We start from the raw sequence: 16,737 nt of genomic DNA on the forward strand, positions 1-16,737 counted from the left end.
CGGCGGAATTTCCGGTATCGGAGGCGGGCGGTACCTTAGTGGAATCGTTCGTCCTTCGATGTTGGGCTTACCTCGGCCCGGGTGGCTTCGCCGTCCGGGCCGATGATCCAGCCGGGATAAACCTCGGCGAATGTCCGGAACATGTCCGTCAACGGAAGGTCCAGATGGGACCCGCGTTCGCGGACATATTCCATGTGCCGCCGGCCGGACTGGTCGAAGGGGTGCATCAGGGCGCCATCGACTGGATCGAATTCCAGCGTCTTGACGCCGAACCGGTCGCAGAGCTCCTTGTTGAACGCGGTCGACAGTTTCACCCAGCAGCCGTTCAGCCAAAGCTCGCTATAGCCATGCCAGGCGAAGAGGTCGGTGCCCATCGTCTCGGTCAGTTTCTCGCTGGTCAGGTGATTACGCACGTCCGCAAAGCCGAGGCGGGCCGGGATGCCCGAAGCACGGGCCAGCGCCGTCAGGACGATGGATTTCGGTACGCACCAGGTCGCCGTTTCATTGAGGATATTGCTTGCCTTGAACGCCTCGCGCTCGGTGGCGAGATTGTAGGGGTCATAGCGGAAGCCATCGCGGACAGCGTAAAACAGGCGCTCGGCAATCTGCACGTCATCATTGGCGCCATCGGCGAGCGCGCGGGCTCTTGCGATGATCGCTGCGTCATCGCTGTCGACGAAGTAAGTTGCCTTCAGCGCGTCTTCCTGTTCCGACATCATCCTCGCTCCGATCCGTCATGGCTGGTTTCGAAGCAGATGGTAGCGATGCGGGGGCTCGCGTAAATTATGTCCTCGCGTCACCCTTGCGGGTCACTGCGCGCCGGTGATTTCCTTCACCTTGTCCAGCGGCAGGGCCTCGACCCGTCGGGGCGACTGGGTCGAGACATCGAACCCATCGACACTCTTTGCCATGAAGAGGGAGTTGTAGATCGCCTCTTCGGTCGCTTCGATTGTGGCCTGGAACAGGGGGGACATGTTGTCATTGTCTGTCTTTGCGACGGCTGGATCTGTCTGGCGGTAGGTCGAGAAAGCGATGACATAATCGCCGGACCCGTTGGTCATGGAGGCGCCGGTCCTGGCGAGCCCGGCAATGGCACGCTTTGACAGGCGTTCGAGGTTCCGGGAGGAGAGCGGGGCGTCCGTTGCGATCACGATCATGATGGACCCATCGGCCTTGTCCGATGCGATCTCGTCCTTCAGGTAATACTGGCCGAGCCGCTCACCGACCGGCGCGCCATCCACCTGCAGGATGCCGCCGAAATTGCTCTGCACAAGAACACCAATCGTGTAGCTGCCGAGGTTTTCCGGCAGATGCCGGGAACTGGACCCGATGCCGCCTTTCCAGCCGAATGCAACGGTTCCGGCTCCGGCACCGACCGCACCTTCCTCGACCGGGCCGGTCGAGGCGGATGTGATGGCCTGCCCGATCAGGTCCGGTGTGAGGATGCGCTTGCGGATATTGTTCAGCCCACTGTCATTGGTTTCCCCGACAACCGCATTCACCGAGCGCACGCGCTCATTTCCGGGCTGGCTCAACGTCCAGTCGATGACGGCTGACATTGCCCGGTCGACGGAGAGTGTGTTCGTCAGCACGATCGGCGTTTCGATCTCGCCCAGTTCGGCAATCTGCGAGATCCCAGCCAGCTTGCCATATCCGTTGCCGACGAAGATGGCCGCAGGGACGGGGCTTTGATACAGATTGCCGTCATGCGGCAGGATAGCCGTGGCACCGGTGCGGATGTCATCGCCTTCAATCAGGGTGACGTGGCCGACGCGCACGCCGGCGACATCGGTGATGTCATTCTTCTCTCCAGTCGGCAGGACGCCGGGCGTAATGCCCAGCTCCCTCGCGCGAACGCGTTCGGTGTCTGGCTCTGCCTGCATGGGCGTAAAGGTTCCCTGTGCGATGAGAAGCAGGACCAATGCCGAAATCGGTTTCACACCCGTTGCAAACTTCACCTGCGTCTCCGTTGTTTCATGGACGCCGGTCCGGCGCCGGGACCGCCTGTTGCAGACGGTCTGTGAAAGCTCAGAGTATCGGGCGTGCGTCCGGTTCGTCCAGTGTCTGGCGATTTGCTGCAAACTGCAGCCGTTGCTGGCTAGTAAGCGCGGCTGACGCAGAAATCGGCGAGGTCGATCAGGGCGTCGCGGTATGGCGAGTCCGGCAACTGGCGCAGCGCACCCTTGGCCATGGCCGCGTAGGCTTCGGCTTCCTGCACGGTCGCTTCGGCGGCGCCGGTCGCCCGGATAAGGTGCACGGCATGGGCGAGGTCTGCGTCTTCCTGCGTATCCGGGTTCATGGCCCGGTCCCAGAAGGCGCGGTCTTCGTCAGAGCCGCGTCGCTTCGCGATGATCACCGGCAGGGTGATCTTGCACTCGCGGAAATCATCGCCGACCGACTTGCCGATGACGGAGGTCGTACCGCCATAGTCCAGAACATCGTCGATGATCTGGAAGGCGAGGCCGAGATTCTTGCCATAGGTCGCGAAGGCGTGGGCGTGCTCGTCACCGCCGGCGGACATGGCACCGGATTCGGCAGCTGCCTCGAACAGGGCGCCGGTCTTGGCCTCAACGATGGCCAGGTATTCCTCGGTCGGCAGGTCGCGCGCATTCATGGCGGCCAGTTGGCGGACTTCGCCTTCGGCAATCGTGGTGGAAGCCGTGGCCAGCTTATCCAGAATGTCCAGGCTGCGGGTTTCGACCAACAGGTTGAAGGCCCGGGCGAACAGGAAATCACCTACAAGAATGGAGGCGCTGTTGCCCCAGATCGCCTTGGCGGCAGGCTTGCCGCGGCGCAAATCGCTCTCGTCCACCACATCGTCGTGCAGCAGGGTGGCGGTGTGAATGAATTCCACAGCCGCGGCCAGGACGTGGGTCGCATTGTTCGGCTTGCCCACCGCGTGGGCGGCCATCAGGGTCAGCATCGGGCGCAGGCGCTTGCCGCCGGCCGAAACGATGTAACCCGAAAGGTCCGGAATGACGGCGACAGGGCTGGCCGCGCGGGAGGCGAGAATCTTCTCGACTTCGGCAAGGTCGTCAGCCACCAGCGCCTGCATGCGGTCCACCACCGAGCCGGAGGCAGCCTTGCCTTTCGGTTTGGGGGACAGGGTCAAGCGGAGCACTCCGGTTTAGTCGCAGACAGGTGCAATTAGGCTTAAGCGAGCGGAGAGGCAAGAACGACGTGGCACCGGGCCGCAGCAGCACGTGCACAATTTGCCGTGATCACGGAAACGCTGGCCGACCGGCAGGGTTGCAGGTTAGATTGCCGGCATGAAGCGCCTTCTGATGTGTTCCGCGTTCGTGTTGGTGGCAGCCTGCGCCAGCACCTCCGCCTACGGGCCCGCCGCCAAATCCGGCGCCATGGGCTATGAATCCCTGCAGATCGAGAATGACCGGTTCCAGGTCTCCTACACCGATACGGATGCCGCCCGGGCCCGCGACCGGGCCTTGCTGCGCGCGGCGGAAGTCACGCTGGAGCAGGGCAAGGAGTGGTTTGAAGTGACCAGTTCCTACTCGTCTGACGAATCGACACGGGACAGCGGCAGCCGGACCTCTGTCAGCATTGGCGGATCGACCGGTTCCTACGGCCGGTCCAGCGTCGGCGTGGGCGTCGGGATCGGATTTCCGATCGGCAGCTCCAGCAGCAGCGGCAAGGTCACCGAAGTTCTGGAAATCAAGGTCGGCTCCGGCGAAAAACCTGACCGCCCGAACGTCTATGACGCCCGCTCCGTGGACATAAATCTCCGGGGTTCGGCGACTTCCTGATGGAAGAGGTTTTCAGGACCAATGACCTCATCAAGCTGAGCTATGTGGAGCATCTGCTTCAGGAAGCGGGCATCGACTATTTCGTGGCCGACAAGCATATCTCTGCCGTTGAGGGCAATATCGGGGCCTTTCCGCGCCGGGTCATGGTGCAGGAAGCGGTGAAAGAGCATGCGCTTGCGGCGCTCGCCGGGGTCGAGAAGGGATGACGACCGAGGACACGGTCTATCAGGGCCGGGTACATCTGGTTCAGCCGGAGCAGGGCTTCCGGGCGGGCACGGATTCCCTGCTGTTGGCGGCGGCGTTGTCCTGCCGGCCGGGTGGGGAGGCGCTGGAAATCGGCTGCGGCTGCGGCGGGGCGCTGCTGCCTGCGGCGTATCGTATGGACGACGTTCGCCTGACCGGGCTGGACCTCGACATGACTATGACGGACTTAGCCCGGACTGGCGCGGACCGGAACGGATTTGCCGGACGGGTCACAATTGAGACGGGCGAAGCCTCCGAATGGGTCCGCGATCATGAGAACCGGTTCGACCTCGTTTTCGCCAATCCACCCTTTTTTGAGCCGGGGCGAATCTCTGCGCCGGGTGAGGGCAAGGCGGACGCCTATATCGAGACGCTGGACCTTGCCGGCTGGATCAAGGCAATGGCTTTCGCTGCCAAGCCCCGCGCGCCGCTGGTAATGATCCACCGCGCGGCGGAGCTCGCCCGCATCCTTGCGACGTTCGACCGGCAGACCGGGGAGATCACCGTCCTGCCCATTGCGTCGAAACCTGGCGAGGAGGCGCGCCGGGTGCTGGTGCGCGGCCGCAAGGGGCTGAAACGCGGACCGGTGCGGCTGCTGGCACCAATGGTGACCCACCAGCCGGACGGGTCGGCCAGTCCGGCGCTGGAGGCCATCCGCCGGGGTGAACCAATCGACTGGTAGGGCCTCGTTGCGACTTGTGCTAACGTCACCGGACCCCATCTCAGTTTGAAGGGGGCAGGAAGGAGCCCAGAAGTGTTCGGCGTCTTGTTCTGGATTTTCATGATCGGCGGCCTGATCGTCGCGGCGCTGGGTTTCACCAGCACGTACCGCCAGCGGGATGACCGTGACGGGCCCAACTGAGGAGACGCGAATTGTTTGCTGCGCTGTTCTGGCTGTTCCTTCTGACTGGCCTATTCGTCGCCATAATGGGCCATTCTGGTTTCTACCACCTCGTCACCGGCCGCGACGGCGGAAACATGGACCATCCGGACTCGCGGGGCAGTTTCTGAACGCACGCCCGCGCTTGCACCGCGGCGCCGGCAAGGCTAGTCCGGCAGGGAAATTCTCCAATGGAACAGAGCCATGTCCGCACCCAAGGCTGAAGCCAAGCCGAAATCCTTTCAGGATCTGATCCTGACGCTCCAGAATTACTGGGCGGAGCAGGGCTGTGCTGTCCTGCAGCCATATGACATGGAGGTCGGCGCCGGGACGCTGCACCCGGCCACCGTGCTGCGCGCGCTCGGTCCGAAGAACTGGCGGGCCGCTTATGTCCAGCCCTCGCGCCGCCCGAAGGATGCGCGCTATGGCGAGAACCCGAACCGGCTCGGCCACTATTACCAGTTCCAGGTGATCCTGAAGCCGAACCCGGAAAACCTTCAGGATCTGTACCTGACCAGCCTCTACAAGATCGGTATTGACCCGACGGTGCACGACATCCGCTTCGTCGAGGACGATTGGGAAAACCCCACCGTCGGCGCCTGGGGCCTTGGCTGGGAAGTCTGGTGCGACGGGATGGAAGTCAGCCAGTACACGTATTTCCAACAGGTCGGCGGCCTTGATGTGCGCCCGGTTTCGGGCGAGCTGACCTATGGGCTCGAACGTCTCGCCATGTATGTGTTCGGCGTCGATAATGTCTACGACTTGCCGTACAATGATCCGGACTCGGACGTTCCGCTGACCTATGGCGACGTGTTCCTCGAAAACGAGAAGCAGCAGTCTGCCTTCAATTTCGAATTCTCCGATGTCGAGATGCTGAAGCGCTGGTTTGCCGATTGCGAGAACCAGTCGAACGCCCTGCGCGCGGCGGGCAAGCCGCTGCCGGCCTATGACTACGCGCTGAAAGCGTCGCACACATTCAACCTGATCGACGCCCGCGGTGCGATCAGCCCAACCGAGCGGCAGGCCTATATTGGCCGCGTCCGCGACCTTGCCCGCGGTGCCGCCGAACAATGGGCGGAGCAGGAAGACGCGCGGGCCGGGGGATGAAGGCGCAGGCGCTCTTCGCGGCACTGGCCCTGATCGCTGCCTGCGGCGGGGAACGTGTTGCAGAAGACGGCCCGCCGCCGCTCTACAAATACAATGCGATGAAAGAGGCGGTTACGGACGCTCGCGACACGCTGCCTGTGTTCTGGGAAGCGCTCGAGTCCGGCAATGCCGCCTATTCGGATTTCGCGCTGAACGTCGCCACAAAGTCTGACCGGTACACGGAAGAACATGTCTGGCTGGTCGATATCCGGCATGTGGACGGCGAGCATTTTGCCGGCGCCGTTCCGAAGGATCATGAGATCCGGGACGGCCTTGCCCCCGGCGACAGGATCGCCTTTCTGCCTGAACAGATTTCAGACTGGCGGTTCCGGGAGGATGGCAAATTCCGCGGCGCCTATACGACCCGGGCCATGATGAATTTGGCGCCGGACGCCAAAATCGATAACATCCGGGCCATGTTCCACGACTCGCCGGTGCCGTGAACTCGCGTCCGGAAACGGTCTTCACCCTCTGGTCATGATTTTCTCCCAGGATTGTAATATCTGCAATCAAAGGAAGTCTCCGATGCGCCGCATTTTCGTCGCCGGACTAGCGCTGATCCCGATGGGTATGATCTTCCCGGCTGAGGCCCGGCAAGCGGTCGGGCCAGCGTTTCCATCCTATCTGGGCACGGTCGAACAGGTGCAGGATGTGATTGCGGCGCCCGGCAGGAAGATCGTCCGCCTTGATGCGGATGACATGTCAGCCGGAATCCTCACCCAGCTGATGAATGCCACACCCGGAACGCAGCTGGCCCAGGCCGTCATCGTCAGACTCGACTCCGGAGACCGGAAGGAGATCATTGTTCCTCCGGGCACTCTGCTGGCTGTGGACGACCGCGTGAATTGCCTCGCAAGGCCGGGTGGCTGGGGCGTCGAACGGGTTGAACAAGCCGGTTAAATCGGGAACCATGAACGTTGACGCGTAAGTCTGGGCCCATCCTGGACAGAACAGGAGGTGGATATGGCAGACCAACCTGAAATCGGCGGGCGCGAGCCCATCGCGGTCGAGGTCGAAGAAGGCAAGATGTACTGGTGGTGCGCGTGCGGGCGGTCGAAGAACCAGCCTTTCTGCGACGGCAGCCACAAGGGCAGCGAATTCGTGCCGCAGGGGTGGGAAGCGCCGAAAACCGGAAAGGTCTTCTTCTGTGCCTGCAAGCGCACCGGCAAGAGCCCGCTTTGCGACGGCAGCCATAACAAGCTTTGACTTGGTCTGATCCGGGCATCGGGGTAACCTCTCTTTCGTGGGAGGAATTCAGATGTTCCGGACGATCAGCCTGCTGTTGTTCCCGGTCTGCCTGTCTCTGGCGGCTGCTGCTGAAACCAACCGCGCCTTTATCGTCGGGGTGGGCGAATATGCCGAGCTGACAGACCTGCAGAAGACGGTTGGCGATGCGAACGGCTATGCTGGCGTTTTTGCCGAAGACCTGAATTTTGAAGTCACCCCCCTGATCAACCCGGACACGGATACGTTCCTGGAACAGTTCGATGCGTTCCTGCAGACGATCGAGCCGGGTGATCGGGTGGCTTTCATCTTCTCCGGCCATGGCTGGTCGGATGGTGGGCAGAATTATCTCGCCTTGTCGGATGCGCCGTATCACAGCTCCCTGCTGGGTTTGCGGAAGCGGACAATCTCGCTGAGCGAAGAAATCCTGGACGAAATCCGGGCCCGGCAGCCGGAAATGGTGTTCGCAGTGGTCGATGCCTGCCGGGATAATCCCTTCGACACTGGCACGCGCAGCATGACCAAGGGCATGGCCCGCACAGGGATCACGAGCGACACGCTGGTCGTGTATGCCGCCGGCGCAAACCAGATGGCGCTCGACCGGCTCGGTCCGGAAGATGAGGCGCCGTATTCCGTCTTTACCCGCAGCCTGTTGCCGAAACTGCGCGATCCGAATTTCCCGCTGTCTTTCGCCGTTGGCGAAGCCAGCGAGGAAGTTGCCGAACTCGCCGCCAGTGTCGAGCACTCCCAGAAGCCGGCGGTTTATTCCGATGTTGATCCCCGCTTCTGCTTCTCCGGCCAGTGCCAGTTCGGGGAGATGGACCAGGAAGAGAAAGACTGGATCTACATTTCCAGCGCCGGCTATGTGCAGATGGACGTCTGTTCCAAGTACAGCGAGCATCTGAAGAAATATCCGGACGGCAAGTTTGCCGCCGTGGCGAAGCGCTACCTGTCCAATCCGCCCTGCGCTGTGGAGCGTCTGAAGCTCAAATCGGCCTCCTGGTATGCCGACCTGCAGGGCCATACCGACGAGATATATGGCCTCGACTACAGCCCCAGCGGCCGGTTCCTGGCCAGCGCTTCGGCCGACAACACGGCGCGGATCTGGGTGGTGGGCATGTCGCCTTCCGAATTCGGGGGGCTGACCGTTCTGGAAGGTCATACCGAACCCCTCCTGTCGGTGCAGTTCAGCCCGGACGAGGAATATGTGGTCACGGCCTCTCAGGACGATACCGCCCGTATCTGGCGCGCGGTCGGCGGCCCGCCGGTGCAGGTACTGACCGGTCATACGGGCGATGTGTCTTTCGCGGATTTCAGTCCGGATGGCGAACGCGTGGTCACCGCCTCCTATGATGGCACTGTGCGGGTGTGGGAGGTGGCGACCGGCGAGGAAGCCTTCCGGATCGACACGCATTCCTCAGCCGTACGGTCCGTTCACTACAGCCCGCTGGGCAACCGCCTGCTGACCGCTTCGAACGACGGCACGGTGCGCCTCTTCAATTCCAGCAACGGATCGCTGGTGCGCACGATTGAGTCCGGCCCGGTGCCGGCGACCTATGCGGAATCCGATGATACGGCGGATCGGGTGCTGGTCGCCTCCGCCGATGGGTCGGCGCGCATCTGGAGCGATACGGGCGAGCCGATTGAGCTCGAAGGTCATGACGGCCCCTTGTGGAATGCCGCGTTCAGCCCGGATGGCGAAATGGTCGTCACCAGCGCGGATGACCTGTCGGCCCGGCTGTGGGACGCAAGGAACGGGGCCATGCTGGCCAAACTCCAGGACCTCGGCGCCTTCGGGGCGAACTGGGCGGTGTTCTCGCCGGACGGCAAGATGGTCGCCGCGGCGATGAAAGGCGCGCACCTCCAACTGTGGCAGCTGACCTTCGAGACGGAGTTCGCGCCGGAGGAAACCGGCGAGCCGGCGCCCTAGAAACCTCTCCTTATCCGGGCCCAACTACAGACCTGCCGCTTGACCCGTGTGCGGGCGCCTGTAAGCCGTGGCGGTCTTATCTTTCCTGAACACTGCAGGGCATTATGGCTGAGCTGCTTCTAGAACTCTTTTCCGAGGAAATTCCTGCGCGCATGCAGGCAAAGGCGGAGGCCGACCTGCGCGATGCCATGGAGAAGGCCCTGAAAGAGGCCGGTCTCAAATGGAAGCTGCTGGCCGCCTGTTCCGGCCCGCGCCGCCTGACCGTGTCGATCAACGGTCTCAGCGAGCGATCGGCCGATGTGAAGGAAGAGCGCAAGGGCCCGAAGGTCGGCGCGCCGGACAAGGCGGTCGAAGGCTTCCTACGCGGCGCCGGGCTCAGCGATATCAGCCAGGCCGAAGTGCACTCCGATCCGAAGAAAGGCGAATTCTATGTCGCCGTGATCGAGACGCCCGGCCGCGACGCGAAGGACATCATCGCCGAGACGGTGCCTGCGATCATCCGCGGCTTCCATTGGCCGAAGTCGATGCGCTGGGGCACCGGAGACCTGCGCTGGGTGCGCCCGCTGCAGCGGATCACCTGCGTGCTGGATGGCGAAGTCGTGCCGTTTGATGTGGACGGTATTACCAGCGGCAATGAAGTCGAGGGCCACCGAGTGCATGGCCGCGGGCCGTATAAGGTGACGGGCTGGGAGGATTATTCCAAGCAGCTGGAAGGCGCCGGCCATGTGAAGCTGACGCGGGCCGACCGCCGCGAAGTGATCCTCAAGGGGATCGAAGCCGTCTGCAAAAAGGCCGGACTCGAATGGATCGAGGACCAGGGCCTGCTGGAAGAAGTGACGGGCCTCGCCGAATGGCCGGTGGTCGTGCTGGGCGACATGGATCCGGATTTCCTGAGCCTGCCGCCGGAAGTGATCCAGCTCTCCATGCGCACGCACCAGAAATACTTCGCCGTTAACGATGCAAAGACCGGCAAGCTCGCGCCGTACTTCATAGTGGTGGCGAACATCGAGGCGACCGATGGCGGTAAGAAGCTGGCCGAGGGCAATTCCCGCGTCCTTTCCGCCCGCCTCGACGATGCCCGCTTCTTCTGGGACCTCGACAAGGCCAAGCCGCTGGAAGAGATGGCGAAGAAGCTGTCGACGATTGCGTTCAAGGCAGAGCTTGGCTCGCTGGGCGACAAGGTTGAGCGCGTCGCGGCGCTCGCCCGCGAACTCGCCCCGAAAGTGGGCGCCGATCCGGACCTCGCCGAGCGCGCCGCGCGCCTCGCTAAGGCGGACCTCGTATCAGAAATGGTCGGCGAGTTCCCGGAACTGCAGGGCGTGATGGGCCGCTACTATGCGATGGAAGCGGGTGAGCCTGCTGCTGTGGCTGACGCCATCCGCGACCATTACAAGCCGCAGGGCCCAAGTGATATCGTACCGACCGACCCGGTGGGCATCGCCGTCGCCCTCGCCGACAAGCTCGACACGCTGGTCGGCTTCTGGGCCATCGACGAGAAACCGACCGGCTCGAAAGACCCGTTTGCTCTCCGCCGTGCGGCGCTGGGCGTGGTTCGGATTGTTTTGGAAAACGGGACGCGGTTGAATCTTGCTGACATTTTGTTCTCGGCAAGAATGGCGTTCCCGAAGGGTTCGAAGAGCCCGGGGCCTTCAAAATCGGTTCGAGAGGCCGTCGAAGGTGCATTCAGAACTGAAGAAACGAATGACCTCCTCTCCTTTTTTGCTGACCGCCTGAAGCAATACCTCCGGGATCAGGGCCAGAGGCATGACCTGATCGATGCTGTTTTTGCGCTCGGCGAGGACGATCTGGTGCTCATCACCCGCAGGGTCGAGGCGCTCGGCGCCTTCCTCGGAACCGAAGACGGCGCGAACCTGCTGGCGGGTTACAAGCGCGCTGCGAACATCCTGAAGGCCGAGGAGAAGAAAGGCGCGCTGCCTGACAATCTCGTCGTCGACGGGGCGCTGATCGATGCCGGGGCGGATCAGGAGATCCACCTGCACCAGACGCTGGGCCAGGTACGCCACGACATCGAAGAGCCCCTCAAGAACGAGGATTTCGAGGCCGTCATGACCGAACTCGCCAAGCTGCGCGGGCCGGTCGATGCCTTCTTTGAGCATGTCATGGTCAATGATCAGGACGACGCCGTGCGGGCGAATCGCCTGGCGCTGCTGGCCGATATCCGTGACACGCTGCATCGCGTGGCCGATTTTTCCCAGATCGAAGGCTGAGCCGACGGGGCTGCCGTCCCGCATCGGAACAGATTTTCCCTGTCTGGTGCGGGCCAGAGCGATTTGATACAGCTATGTGACGAAAAACAACGTTGTCAGGGCATAAGCGACCTTTCGGCCGCTGGCAATTGGCGCTGCGATGCAGCATAGGGTTTGCAATCCCCTCGCGCGCGAGCGGGCATGCAGAGACGCGCGCAGATAATTGAAGAGGACACCATGGGTGAAGCAGCACTGAAGCACGCGGAAGAGACCTGGGTTTACGCATTCGGCGGGGGCACCGCCGATGGCGACGCTTCCATGAAGAATTTGCTGGGCGGCAAGGGTGCAAACCTTGCCGAAATGGCCAAGCTGGGCCTGCCGGTGCCGCCGGGCTTTACGATCTCCACCGCTGTATGCACGGCCTATTACGAGCTTGAGCGGGAATATCCCTCCACGCTCGCCCCGCAGGTCGACCAGGCGCTGGCCGATCTGGAGAAGAAATCCGGCAAGGGCTTCGGCGATCCGGAAAATCCGCTACTCGTGTCTGTGCGCTCAGGCGCCCGCGCTTCGATGCCGGGCATGATGGACACGGTTCTGAACCTGGGCCTCAATGAAGCCTCGGCCGCCGGCCTCGCCAAGAAGGCCGGTGAACGCTTCGCTTATGACAGCTATCGCCGCTTCATCCAGATGTATTCCAACGTCGTGCTGGGCATCAGCCATGACGAGTTCGAGCACCTGCTCGACGAGTACAAGGACCGTCAGGGCATCGACCTCGATACCGACATGACCGCCGATGACTGGAAGAAGATCATCGTGCACTACAAGGAAGCCGTCGAGAAAGAGCTGGGCAAGCCTTTCCCGGAAGATCCGAAGGAACAGCTGTGGGGCGCCATCTCGGCCGTGTTCGGCTCGTGGATGAACGACCGCGCGATCACCTATCGCAAGCTGAACGACATCCCGGCCGAATGGGGCACGGCGGTGAACGTGCAGGCCATGGTGTTCGGCAATCTCGGCGAAACCTCCGCCACGGGCGTGGCCTTTACGCGCGACCCGTCGAACGGCGATCCGATCTTCTATGGCGAATACCTGATCAACGCACAGGGCGAGGACGTGGTGGCGGGCATCCGCACCCCGGCCCCGATCTCGCGCGAGCGGGCTGACACGCTGGGCTCCGAAGACGCCCCGCTGGAAGAGGCCATGCCGGAAGTCTATGCCCAGCTGCGCGATGTCGCGAACACGCTGGAGCGCCACTACAAAGACATGCAGGACCTCGAATTCACGGTCGAGGACGGCAATCTCTACATGCTGCAGACGCGGAGCGGAAAACGCACCGCCGCGGCTGCTCTCAAGATTGCTGTGGACATGGCCCGCGAAGGCCTGATCAGCGAAAATGACGCCGTGCTGCGCCTGCTGCCATCGCAGCTGGACCAGCTACTGCACCCGACGATCTCTGAAGACGCCGAGCGCGATGTGCTCGTGGTCGGCCTGCCGGCCAGCCCCGGCGCGGCTGTCGGCAAGGTCGTGTTCGATTCCGATGAAGCCTTCCAGTGGGCCGAGAAGGGCGAAGATGTCATTCTCGTCCGTATCGAGACGAGCCCGGAAGACATCAAGGGCATGCACGCTGCGCGCGGCATCGTCACCGCACGTGGCGGCATGACCAGCCACGCCGCTGTTGTGGCGCGCGGCATGGGACGTCCCTGCGTTTGTGGTGCCGGCGGCCTGCAGGTTGATGGCAAGGCGGGCGTGTTCCGCGTCATGGGGCGCGAAGTGAAGAAGGGCGATGTCATCACTGTGGACGGTGCAACCGGCCAGGTGATGCTGGGCGCTGTGGACATGGTGCAGCCGGACCTCTCGGGTGACTTCGGCACACTGATGGCCTGGGCCGATGCGGCCCGCCGCCTGAAAGTGCGGGCCAATGCCGAAACACCGCTCGATACCCGCACAGCGGTTGAGTTCGGCGCGGAAGGCATTGGCCTTTGCCGCACGGAGCACATGTTCTTCGAAGAAGACCGCATCCCCGAAGTGCGTGCGATGATCCTGTCGAACGATGTGGCCGGACGGCGCGCCTCGCTGGACAAGCTTCTGCCAATGCAGCGCGGCGACTTCGAGGAGATCTTCCGCATCCTGGAAGACCGCCCGGCGACTATCCGCCTGCTCGATCCGCCGCTGCACGAATTCCTTCCGCACACCGATGAGGACATGGAAGACGTTGCCAAGGCGTCCGGCGTCAGCGTTGAAGAGCTGAAGCGCCGTGCCTCCGATCTGCATGAAAGCAACCCGATGCTCGGCCACCGGGGGTGCCGCCTGGGTATTACATACCCGGAGATCTACGAAATGCAGGCCCGCGCCATCTTCGAGGCGGCTGTGAACATCGCCAATGAAACGGGCCGCAAGCCGGTGCCGGAAGTGATGATCCCGCTGGTCGCGACACACCGCGAACTGCAGATCCTGAAAGCCGTGGTCGATGAGCAGGCCAAGGCCGTGTTCGCGGAAACCGGTGTGACGCTGGACTACCTCGTCGGCACGATGATCGAGCTGCCGCGTGCAGCCCTGCGCGCCGGCGATATCGCCCAGTCGGCCGCCTTCTTCTCATTCGGTACGAATGACCTGACCCAAACCACGCTAGGCATCTCTCGCGACGATGCCGGCCGCTTCCTGAAAATCTATGAAGACAAGGGAATCTACGAAAAAGACCCCTTCGTCACGCTGGACCAGGAAGGCGTGGGCGAATTGGTGAAAACGGCCGCTGAACGGGGCCGGAACACCCGTCCAGGCATCAAACTGGGCATCTGCGGTGAGCATGGCGGCGATCCGGCTTCCGTGGCCTTCTGCCACCGTACGGGCCTCGATTATGTGTCCTGTTCGCCTTACCGGGTGCCGATTGCGCGTCTCGCCGCGGCACACGCTGCCCTCTCGGAATCAGACAGCTGACAGTTACGGTCCCGAATCGATTGCGAGCGGCTGTGGTAATCGTGCCACAGCCGCTTTTTCGCACCGCAACATGCCTCTTGTCACAAACGTAGAAATTTTACGAAAAATCAACAAGTTGAGGGTCCGGCGTAAATTACACCGAATTAATTCGCTTGTGAGGCGAATTTCACCTGACGGAATTGTCACTCCAAACTCTGGCGAGCTTCTTGCTAGGTAGCTGTTCGGCAGCATATTCCGCTTGTGAAAGGGCGGTAAAAGCCGCCGGAAACAGTCAAACCAAGCAGTCCCGGAACTGCACAACAGGGCGGAATTATATCGCCCACCGGGACCTGGGGAGAGCGGTGATGTTAAGGAATCTTCAACCACGTCAGGCGACCCTGTCGTCAATGCGTGGGCTCCAAGGGAAGCTCAAGCGTTGGTGGATGGCTATGACGAACGAAGAACAGCGCGATATTGTCATTCGCGGCGCGACCGTAGCGGTCTGCGCGGTGGCAGCGACTGTGACCCTGCCTGTGATCGGCTCGGTTCAGTCCGATATTCGCGCTCAAGCAGATTTCAGCGAGCAGGCTCAGCGGTTTGCGCAGATCGAAGATGGCGGCGCCAGCGTCCGCCTGGCCGACCATGCACCGTCGCTGCTGGACACGCCGTGGATTCGCACAGTCGAATATACTCTGGAGCGCGACACAGCCTCCTCGATGAGCCGTTACGCCAAGCGTGACCGGGATGGTGCGGCAATCGCCTCGCTCGTCTCGTTCAAGCCGGAGCACCTGAAGCGCGCTGAAGCGCTCGACTCCGAAGCGCACTGCATGGCGCAGGCGATCTATTACGAATCCCGCAACGAGCCGCTGGCTGGTCAGCTCGCTGTTGCTGAAGTGATTTCCAACCGGATGCGCGACCATCGCTATCCGGACACCGCGTGCGGCGTGGTCTTCCAGGGTGCGACCCGGACGACCGGCTGCCAGTTCACCTTCACCTGTGATGGCGCCCTTGGCCGCAAGCCGAAAGGCACAGCCTGGGAACAGGCACAGGAGATTGCGGCCCACGTCCTGATGAACCTCGCCGAGGATCGTACGGGCGGCGCAACCCATTATCACGCGACCTATGTCGATCCGGTGTGGAGCGCGGGCCTGATCAAGACCGACAAGATCGGCCTGCATGTGTTCTACCGTTTCCCGCGCGGCTCCGAGTGGGCGAAGGTCCGCAGTGCGAGCGCGTCGCGGTCCGCCCCGGCGCCTGTGGTCGCTGCGGCGGAAACCAAGGACCTGAATGCGGAATCACTGTCCGTCCTGCGCGAAGCCACCGCGGATGAGATGAGAGTGGCTGCCAAGGTCGAAGCTTCTGCAGCTCCGGCCACGGTGACCACATCGACCCGCACCATCACCAATGGTGCCCCGCGCCTTACGACGGCCACCGAAGGATCGTTCGAGGTCGCCTCGAACGACATGGGCGTTGATTCCTACGCCGCTGCGCAGGCTGCGAAAGCTGTGACCGCATCAGGCGGCATGCGCTGATCTGAAATCCAGACAATGAAAAAGCCGCCGGCATATCACTGGCGGCTTTTTTTGTTTGCCTTACAGGCATGGAGGGATCAGTCGCGCGGCGGGACGGACTTTTTCACCTGATTGCGGATCAGGCCCGGCGCCCAGCGGCTGATGAACTTCGCCCGTTGTGCCGCTTTGCCCGCCATATAGTGGATGTCGTCACCATGCGCTGCGTCCCATGCCCGCTGAGCAGCCAGGGAGACCGGATAAACGTCTTGTCCATTCTCGCGGATCTCGTCTGCCATCTTCACATTGGCGCCTTCAGCGGTGCCCATGTCCAGGATCGGTGTATCGATAAACCAGGGCATCAGGCTGGTGACGCGGATGTCGAGATCCCGGAATTCCGCGTCGAGCGCTTCGGTCAATCCGCGGACGGCGAATTTCGTGGCTGAATATACGGCAAGGCGCGGCGAGCCGACTATCCCGGCTGTGGAGGCCGTGTTGACGATGCGCGCGCCTTCCGTTTCCTTCAGTAGCGGCAGGCAGGCCTGCACGCCATTGATGACGCCTTTGACGTTCACGTCGACAACGAGGTCGTTGTCTTCGCCCGAGATTTCCTCGAACCAGCCGTGCCGGCCGATACCGGCATTGTTAAACAGGACATGCATCTTGCCGCCGGTGGCTTCCGAGAAGCTCTTCACGCCCAGAGCCCAGTCATTGCGATCTCGCACATCCAGCTTCGCATAGACGGAATTGCCGGGGCCGAGTTCGCTGGCCACGTCTGCGAGGCCGGCGGTGTTCACGTCATAGAGACCGCAGAACCAACCCTTTTCGGAAAAGAAGCGCGCCGTTTCCGCGCCGATCCCGGAGGCGGCGCCGGTGATAAAAATGCTCTTGCGGCCGTTTGCGCTGGCCATGTCTGAAATCCCTC

The 16,737-nt window shown here is 62.4% G+C and carries 16 protein-coding genes; 12 read left to right on the forward strand and 4 right to left on the reverse strand.

The genetic code is table 11. The annotated features are described in order from the left end of the window. Positions 1–35: 35 nt before the first annotated feature. The 3 genes from HY17_RS09795 to HY17_RS09805 form a co-directional block, all read right to left on the reverse strand. Positions 36–719, reverse strand: a complete 684-nt coding sequence (locus HY17_RS09795) for a transglutaminase family protein (RefSeq protein WP_112072973.1) — start codon at positions 717–719, stop codon at positions 36–38. Between the two features lie 90 nt (positions 720–809). Next, positions 810–1,883, reverse strand: coding sequence for a P1 family peptidase (locus HY17_RS09800; protein WP_139068919.1), 1,074 nt, complete (start codon positions 1,881–1,883; stop codon positions 810–812). Between the two features lie 215 nt (positions 1,884–2,098). After that, on the reverse strand, positions 2,099–3,055 hold the full coding sequence (locus tag HY17_RS09805; protein WP_051599936.1) for a polyprenyl synthetase family protein: 957 nt from the start codon (positions 3,053–3,055) through the stop codon (positions 2,099–2,101). Positions 3,056–3,269: 214 nt separating this feature from the next. Here HY17_RS09805 and HY17_RS09810 point away from each other — a divergent pair, with 214 nt between their 5' ends. The 12 genes from HY17_RS09810 (at position 3,270) to HY17_RS09860 (ending at position 15,836) form a co-directional block, all read left to right on the forward strand. Continuing rightward, positions 3,270–3,764 (forward strand): hypothetical protein, encoded by a 495-nt coding sequence (locus HY17_RS09810; protein WP_034766229.1) that lies wholly within the window; start codon positions 3,270–3,272, stop codon positions 3,762–3,764. Further along, positions 3,764–3,970, forward strand: coding sequence for a DUF2007 domain-containing protein (locus tag HY17_RS09815; RefSeq protein ID WP_034766230.1), 207 nt, complete (start codon positions 3,764–3,766; stop codon positions 3,968–3,970). The genes HY17_RS09810 and HY17_RS09815 overlap by 1 nt, the downstream gene beginning before the upstream one ends. After that, positions 3,967–4,689, forward strand: coding sequence for a tRNA1(Val) (adenine(37)-N6)-methyltransferase (locus tag HY17_RS09820; RefSeq protein WP_034766231.1), 723 nt, complete (start codon positions 3,967–3,969; stop codon positions 4,687–4,689). Before HY17_RS09815 ends, HY17_RS09820 begins: the two co-directional genes overlap by 4 nt. Positions 4,690–4,880: 191 nt before the next feature. After that, a complete protein-coding gene (locus tag HY17_RS20240) occupies positions 4,881–5,018 on the forward strand; it encodes a hypothetical protein (RefSeq protein ID WP_155843589.1) in 138 nt (45 codons plus the stop codon). A 73-nt stretch (positions 5,019–5,091) separates the two neighbouring features. Further along, positions 5,092–5,994, forward strand: a complete 903-nt coding sequence (locus HY17_RS09825; RefSeq protein WP_034766232.1) for a glycine--tRNA ligase subunit alpha — start codon at positions 5,092–5,094, stop codon at positions 5,992–5,994. Beyond that, on the forward strand, positions 5,991–6,476 hold the full coding sequence (locus HY17_RS09830) for a DUF2314 domain-containing protein (protein ID WP_034766233.1): 486 nt from the start codon (positions 5,991–5,993) through the stop codon (positions 6,474–6,476). The genes HY17_RS09825 and HY17_RS09830 overlap by 4 nt, the downstream gene beginning before the upstream one ends. An 82-nt stretch (positions 6,477–6,558) precedes the next feature. Further along, positions 6,559–6,933 (forward strand): hypothetical protein, encoded by a 375-nt coding sequence (locus HY17_RS09835; RefSeq protein ID WP_034766235.1) that lies wholly within the window; start codon positions 6,559–6,561, stop codon positions 6,931–6,933. 63 nt (positions 6,934–6,996) lie between these two features. Further along, positions 6,997–7,239, forward strand: coding sequence for a CDGSH iron-sulfur domain-containing protein (locus HY17_RS09840; RefSeq protein ID WP_034766236.1), 243 nt, complete (start codon positions 6,997–6,999; stop codon positions 7,237–7,239). 52 nt (positions 7,240–7,291) lie between these two features. After that, positions 7,292–9,187, forward strand: coding sequence for a caspase family protein (locus HY17_RS19410; RefSeq protein ID WP_051599903.1), 1,896 nt, complete (start codon positions 7,292–7,294; stop codon positions 9,185–9,187). 104 nt (positions 9,188–9,291) lie between these two features. Further along, positions 9,292–11,415 (forward strand): glycine--tRNA ligase subunit beta, encoded by a 2,124-nt coding sequence (gene glyS / locus HY17_RS09850; protein ID WP_034766237.1) that lies wholly within the window; start codon positions 9,292–9,294, stop codon positions 11,413–11,415. A 216-nt stretch (positions 11,416–11,631) separates the two neighbouring features. Beyond that, positions 11,632–14,325, forward strand: coding sequence for a pyruvate, phosphate dikinase (ppdK, locus tag HY17_RS09855; protein WP_051599904.1), 2,694 nt, complete (start codon positions 11,632–11,634; stop codon positions 14,323–14,325). Between the two features lie 428 nt (positions 14,326–14,753). Next, the gene (locus HY17_RS09860) at positions 14,754–15,836 is read left to right on the forward strand and encodes a cell wall hydrolase (protein ID WP_065382903.1); all 1,083 of its coding nucleotides are present in this window, start codon (positions 14,754–14,756) and stop codon (positions 15,834–15,836) included. Between the two features lie 77 nt (positions 15,837–15,913). Here the strand turns inward: HY17_RS09860 and HY17_RS09865 are convergent, their stop codons facing one another. Continuing rightward, positions 15,914–16,723, reverse strand: coding sequence for an SDR family oxidoreductase (locus HY17_RS09865; RefSeq protein ID WP_034766238.1), 810 nt, complete (start codon positions 16,721–16,723; stop codon positions 15,914–15,916). Positions 16,724–16,737 lie beyond the last annotated feature (14 nt).

It is taken from the genome of Hyphomonas sp. CY54-11-8, from assembly GCF_000682735.1.
GTDB lineage: Bacteria > Pseudomonadota > Alphaproteobacteria > Caulobacterales > Hyphomonadaceae > Hyphomonas.

Bases quoted from the DNA above. Each gene is read 5' to 3' on its own strand.
- HY17_RS09795 (WP_112072973.1), bottom strand. From the start codon at position 719: ATGATGTCGGAACAGGAAGACGCGCTGAAGGCAACTTACTTCGTCGAC.
- HY17_RS09800 (WP_139068919.1), bottom strand. From the start codon at position 1,883: ATGCAGGCAGAGCCAGACACCGAACGCGTTCGCGCGAGGGAGCTGGGC.
- HY17_RS09805 (WP_051599936.1), bottom strand. From the start codon at position 3,055: ATGCAGGCGCTGGTGGCTGACGACCTTGCCGAAGTCGAGAAGATTCTC.
- HY17_RS09810 (WP_034766229.1), top strand. From the start codon at position 3,270: ATGAAGCGCCTTCTGATGTGTTCCGCGTTCGTGTTGGTGGCAGCCTGC.
- HY17_RS09815 (WP_034766230.1), top strand. From the start codon at position 3,764: ATGGAAGAGGTTTTCAGGACCAATGACCTCATCAAGCTGAGCTATGTG.
- HY17_RS09820 (WP_034766231.1), top strand. From the start codon at position 3,967: ATGACGACCGAGGACACGGTCTATCAGGGCCGGGTACATCTGGTTCAG.
- HY17_RS09825 (WP_034766232.1), top strand. From the start codon at position 5,092: ATGTCCGCACCCAAGGCTGAAGCCAAGCCGAAATCCTTTCAGGATCTG.
- HY17_RS09830 (WP_034766233.1), top strand. From the start codon at position 5,991: ATGAAGGCGCAGGCGCTCTTCGCGGCACTGGCCCTGATCGCTGCCTGC.
- HY17_RS09835 (WP_034766235.1), top strand. From the start codon at position 6,559: ATGCGCCGCATTTTCGTCGCCGGACTAGCGCTGATCCCGATGGGTATG.
- HY17_RS09840 (WP_034766236.1), top strand. From the start codon at position 6,997: ATGGCAGACCAACCTGAAATCGGCGGGCGCGAGCCCATCGCGGTCGAG.
- HY17_RS19410 (WP_051599903.1), top strand. From the start codon at position 7,292: ATGTTCCGGACGATCAGCCTGCTGTTGTTCCCGGTCTGCCTGTCTCTG.
- glyS (WP_034766237.1), top strand. From the start codon at position 9,292: ATGGCTGAGCTGCTTCTAGAACTCTTTTCCGAGGAAATTCCTGCGCGC.
- ppdK (WP_051599904.1), top strand. From the start codon at position 11,632: ATGGGTGAAGCAGCACTGAAGCACGCGGAAGAGACCTGGGTTTACGCA.
- HY17_RS09860 (WP_065382903.1), top strand. From the start codon at position 14,754: ATGACGAACGAAGAACAGCGCGATATTGTCATTCGCGGCGCGACCGTA.
- HY17_RS09865 (WP_034766238.1), bottom strand. From the start codon at position 16,723: ATGGCCAGCGCAAACGGCCGCAAGAGCATTTTTATCACCGGCGCCGCC.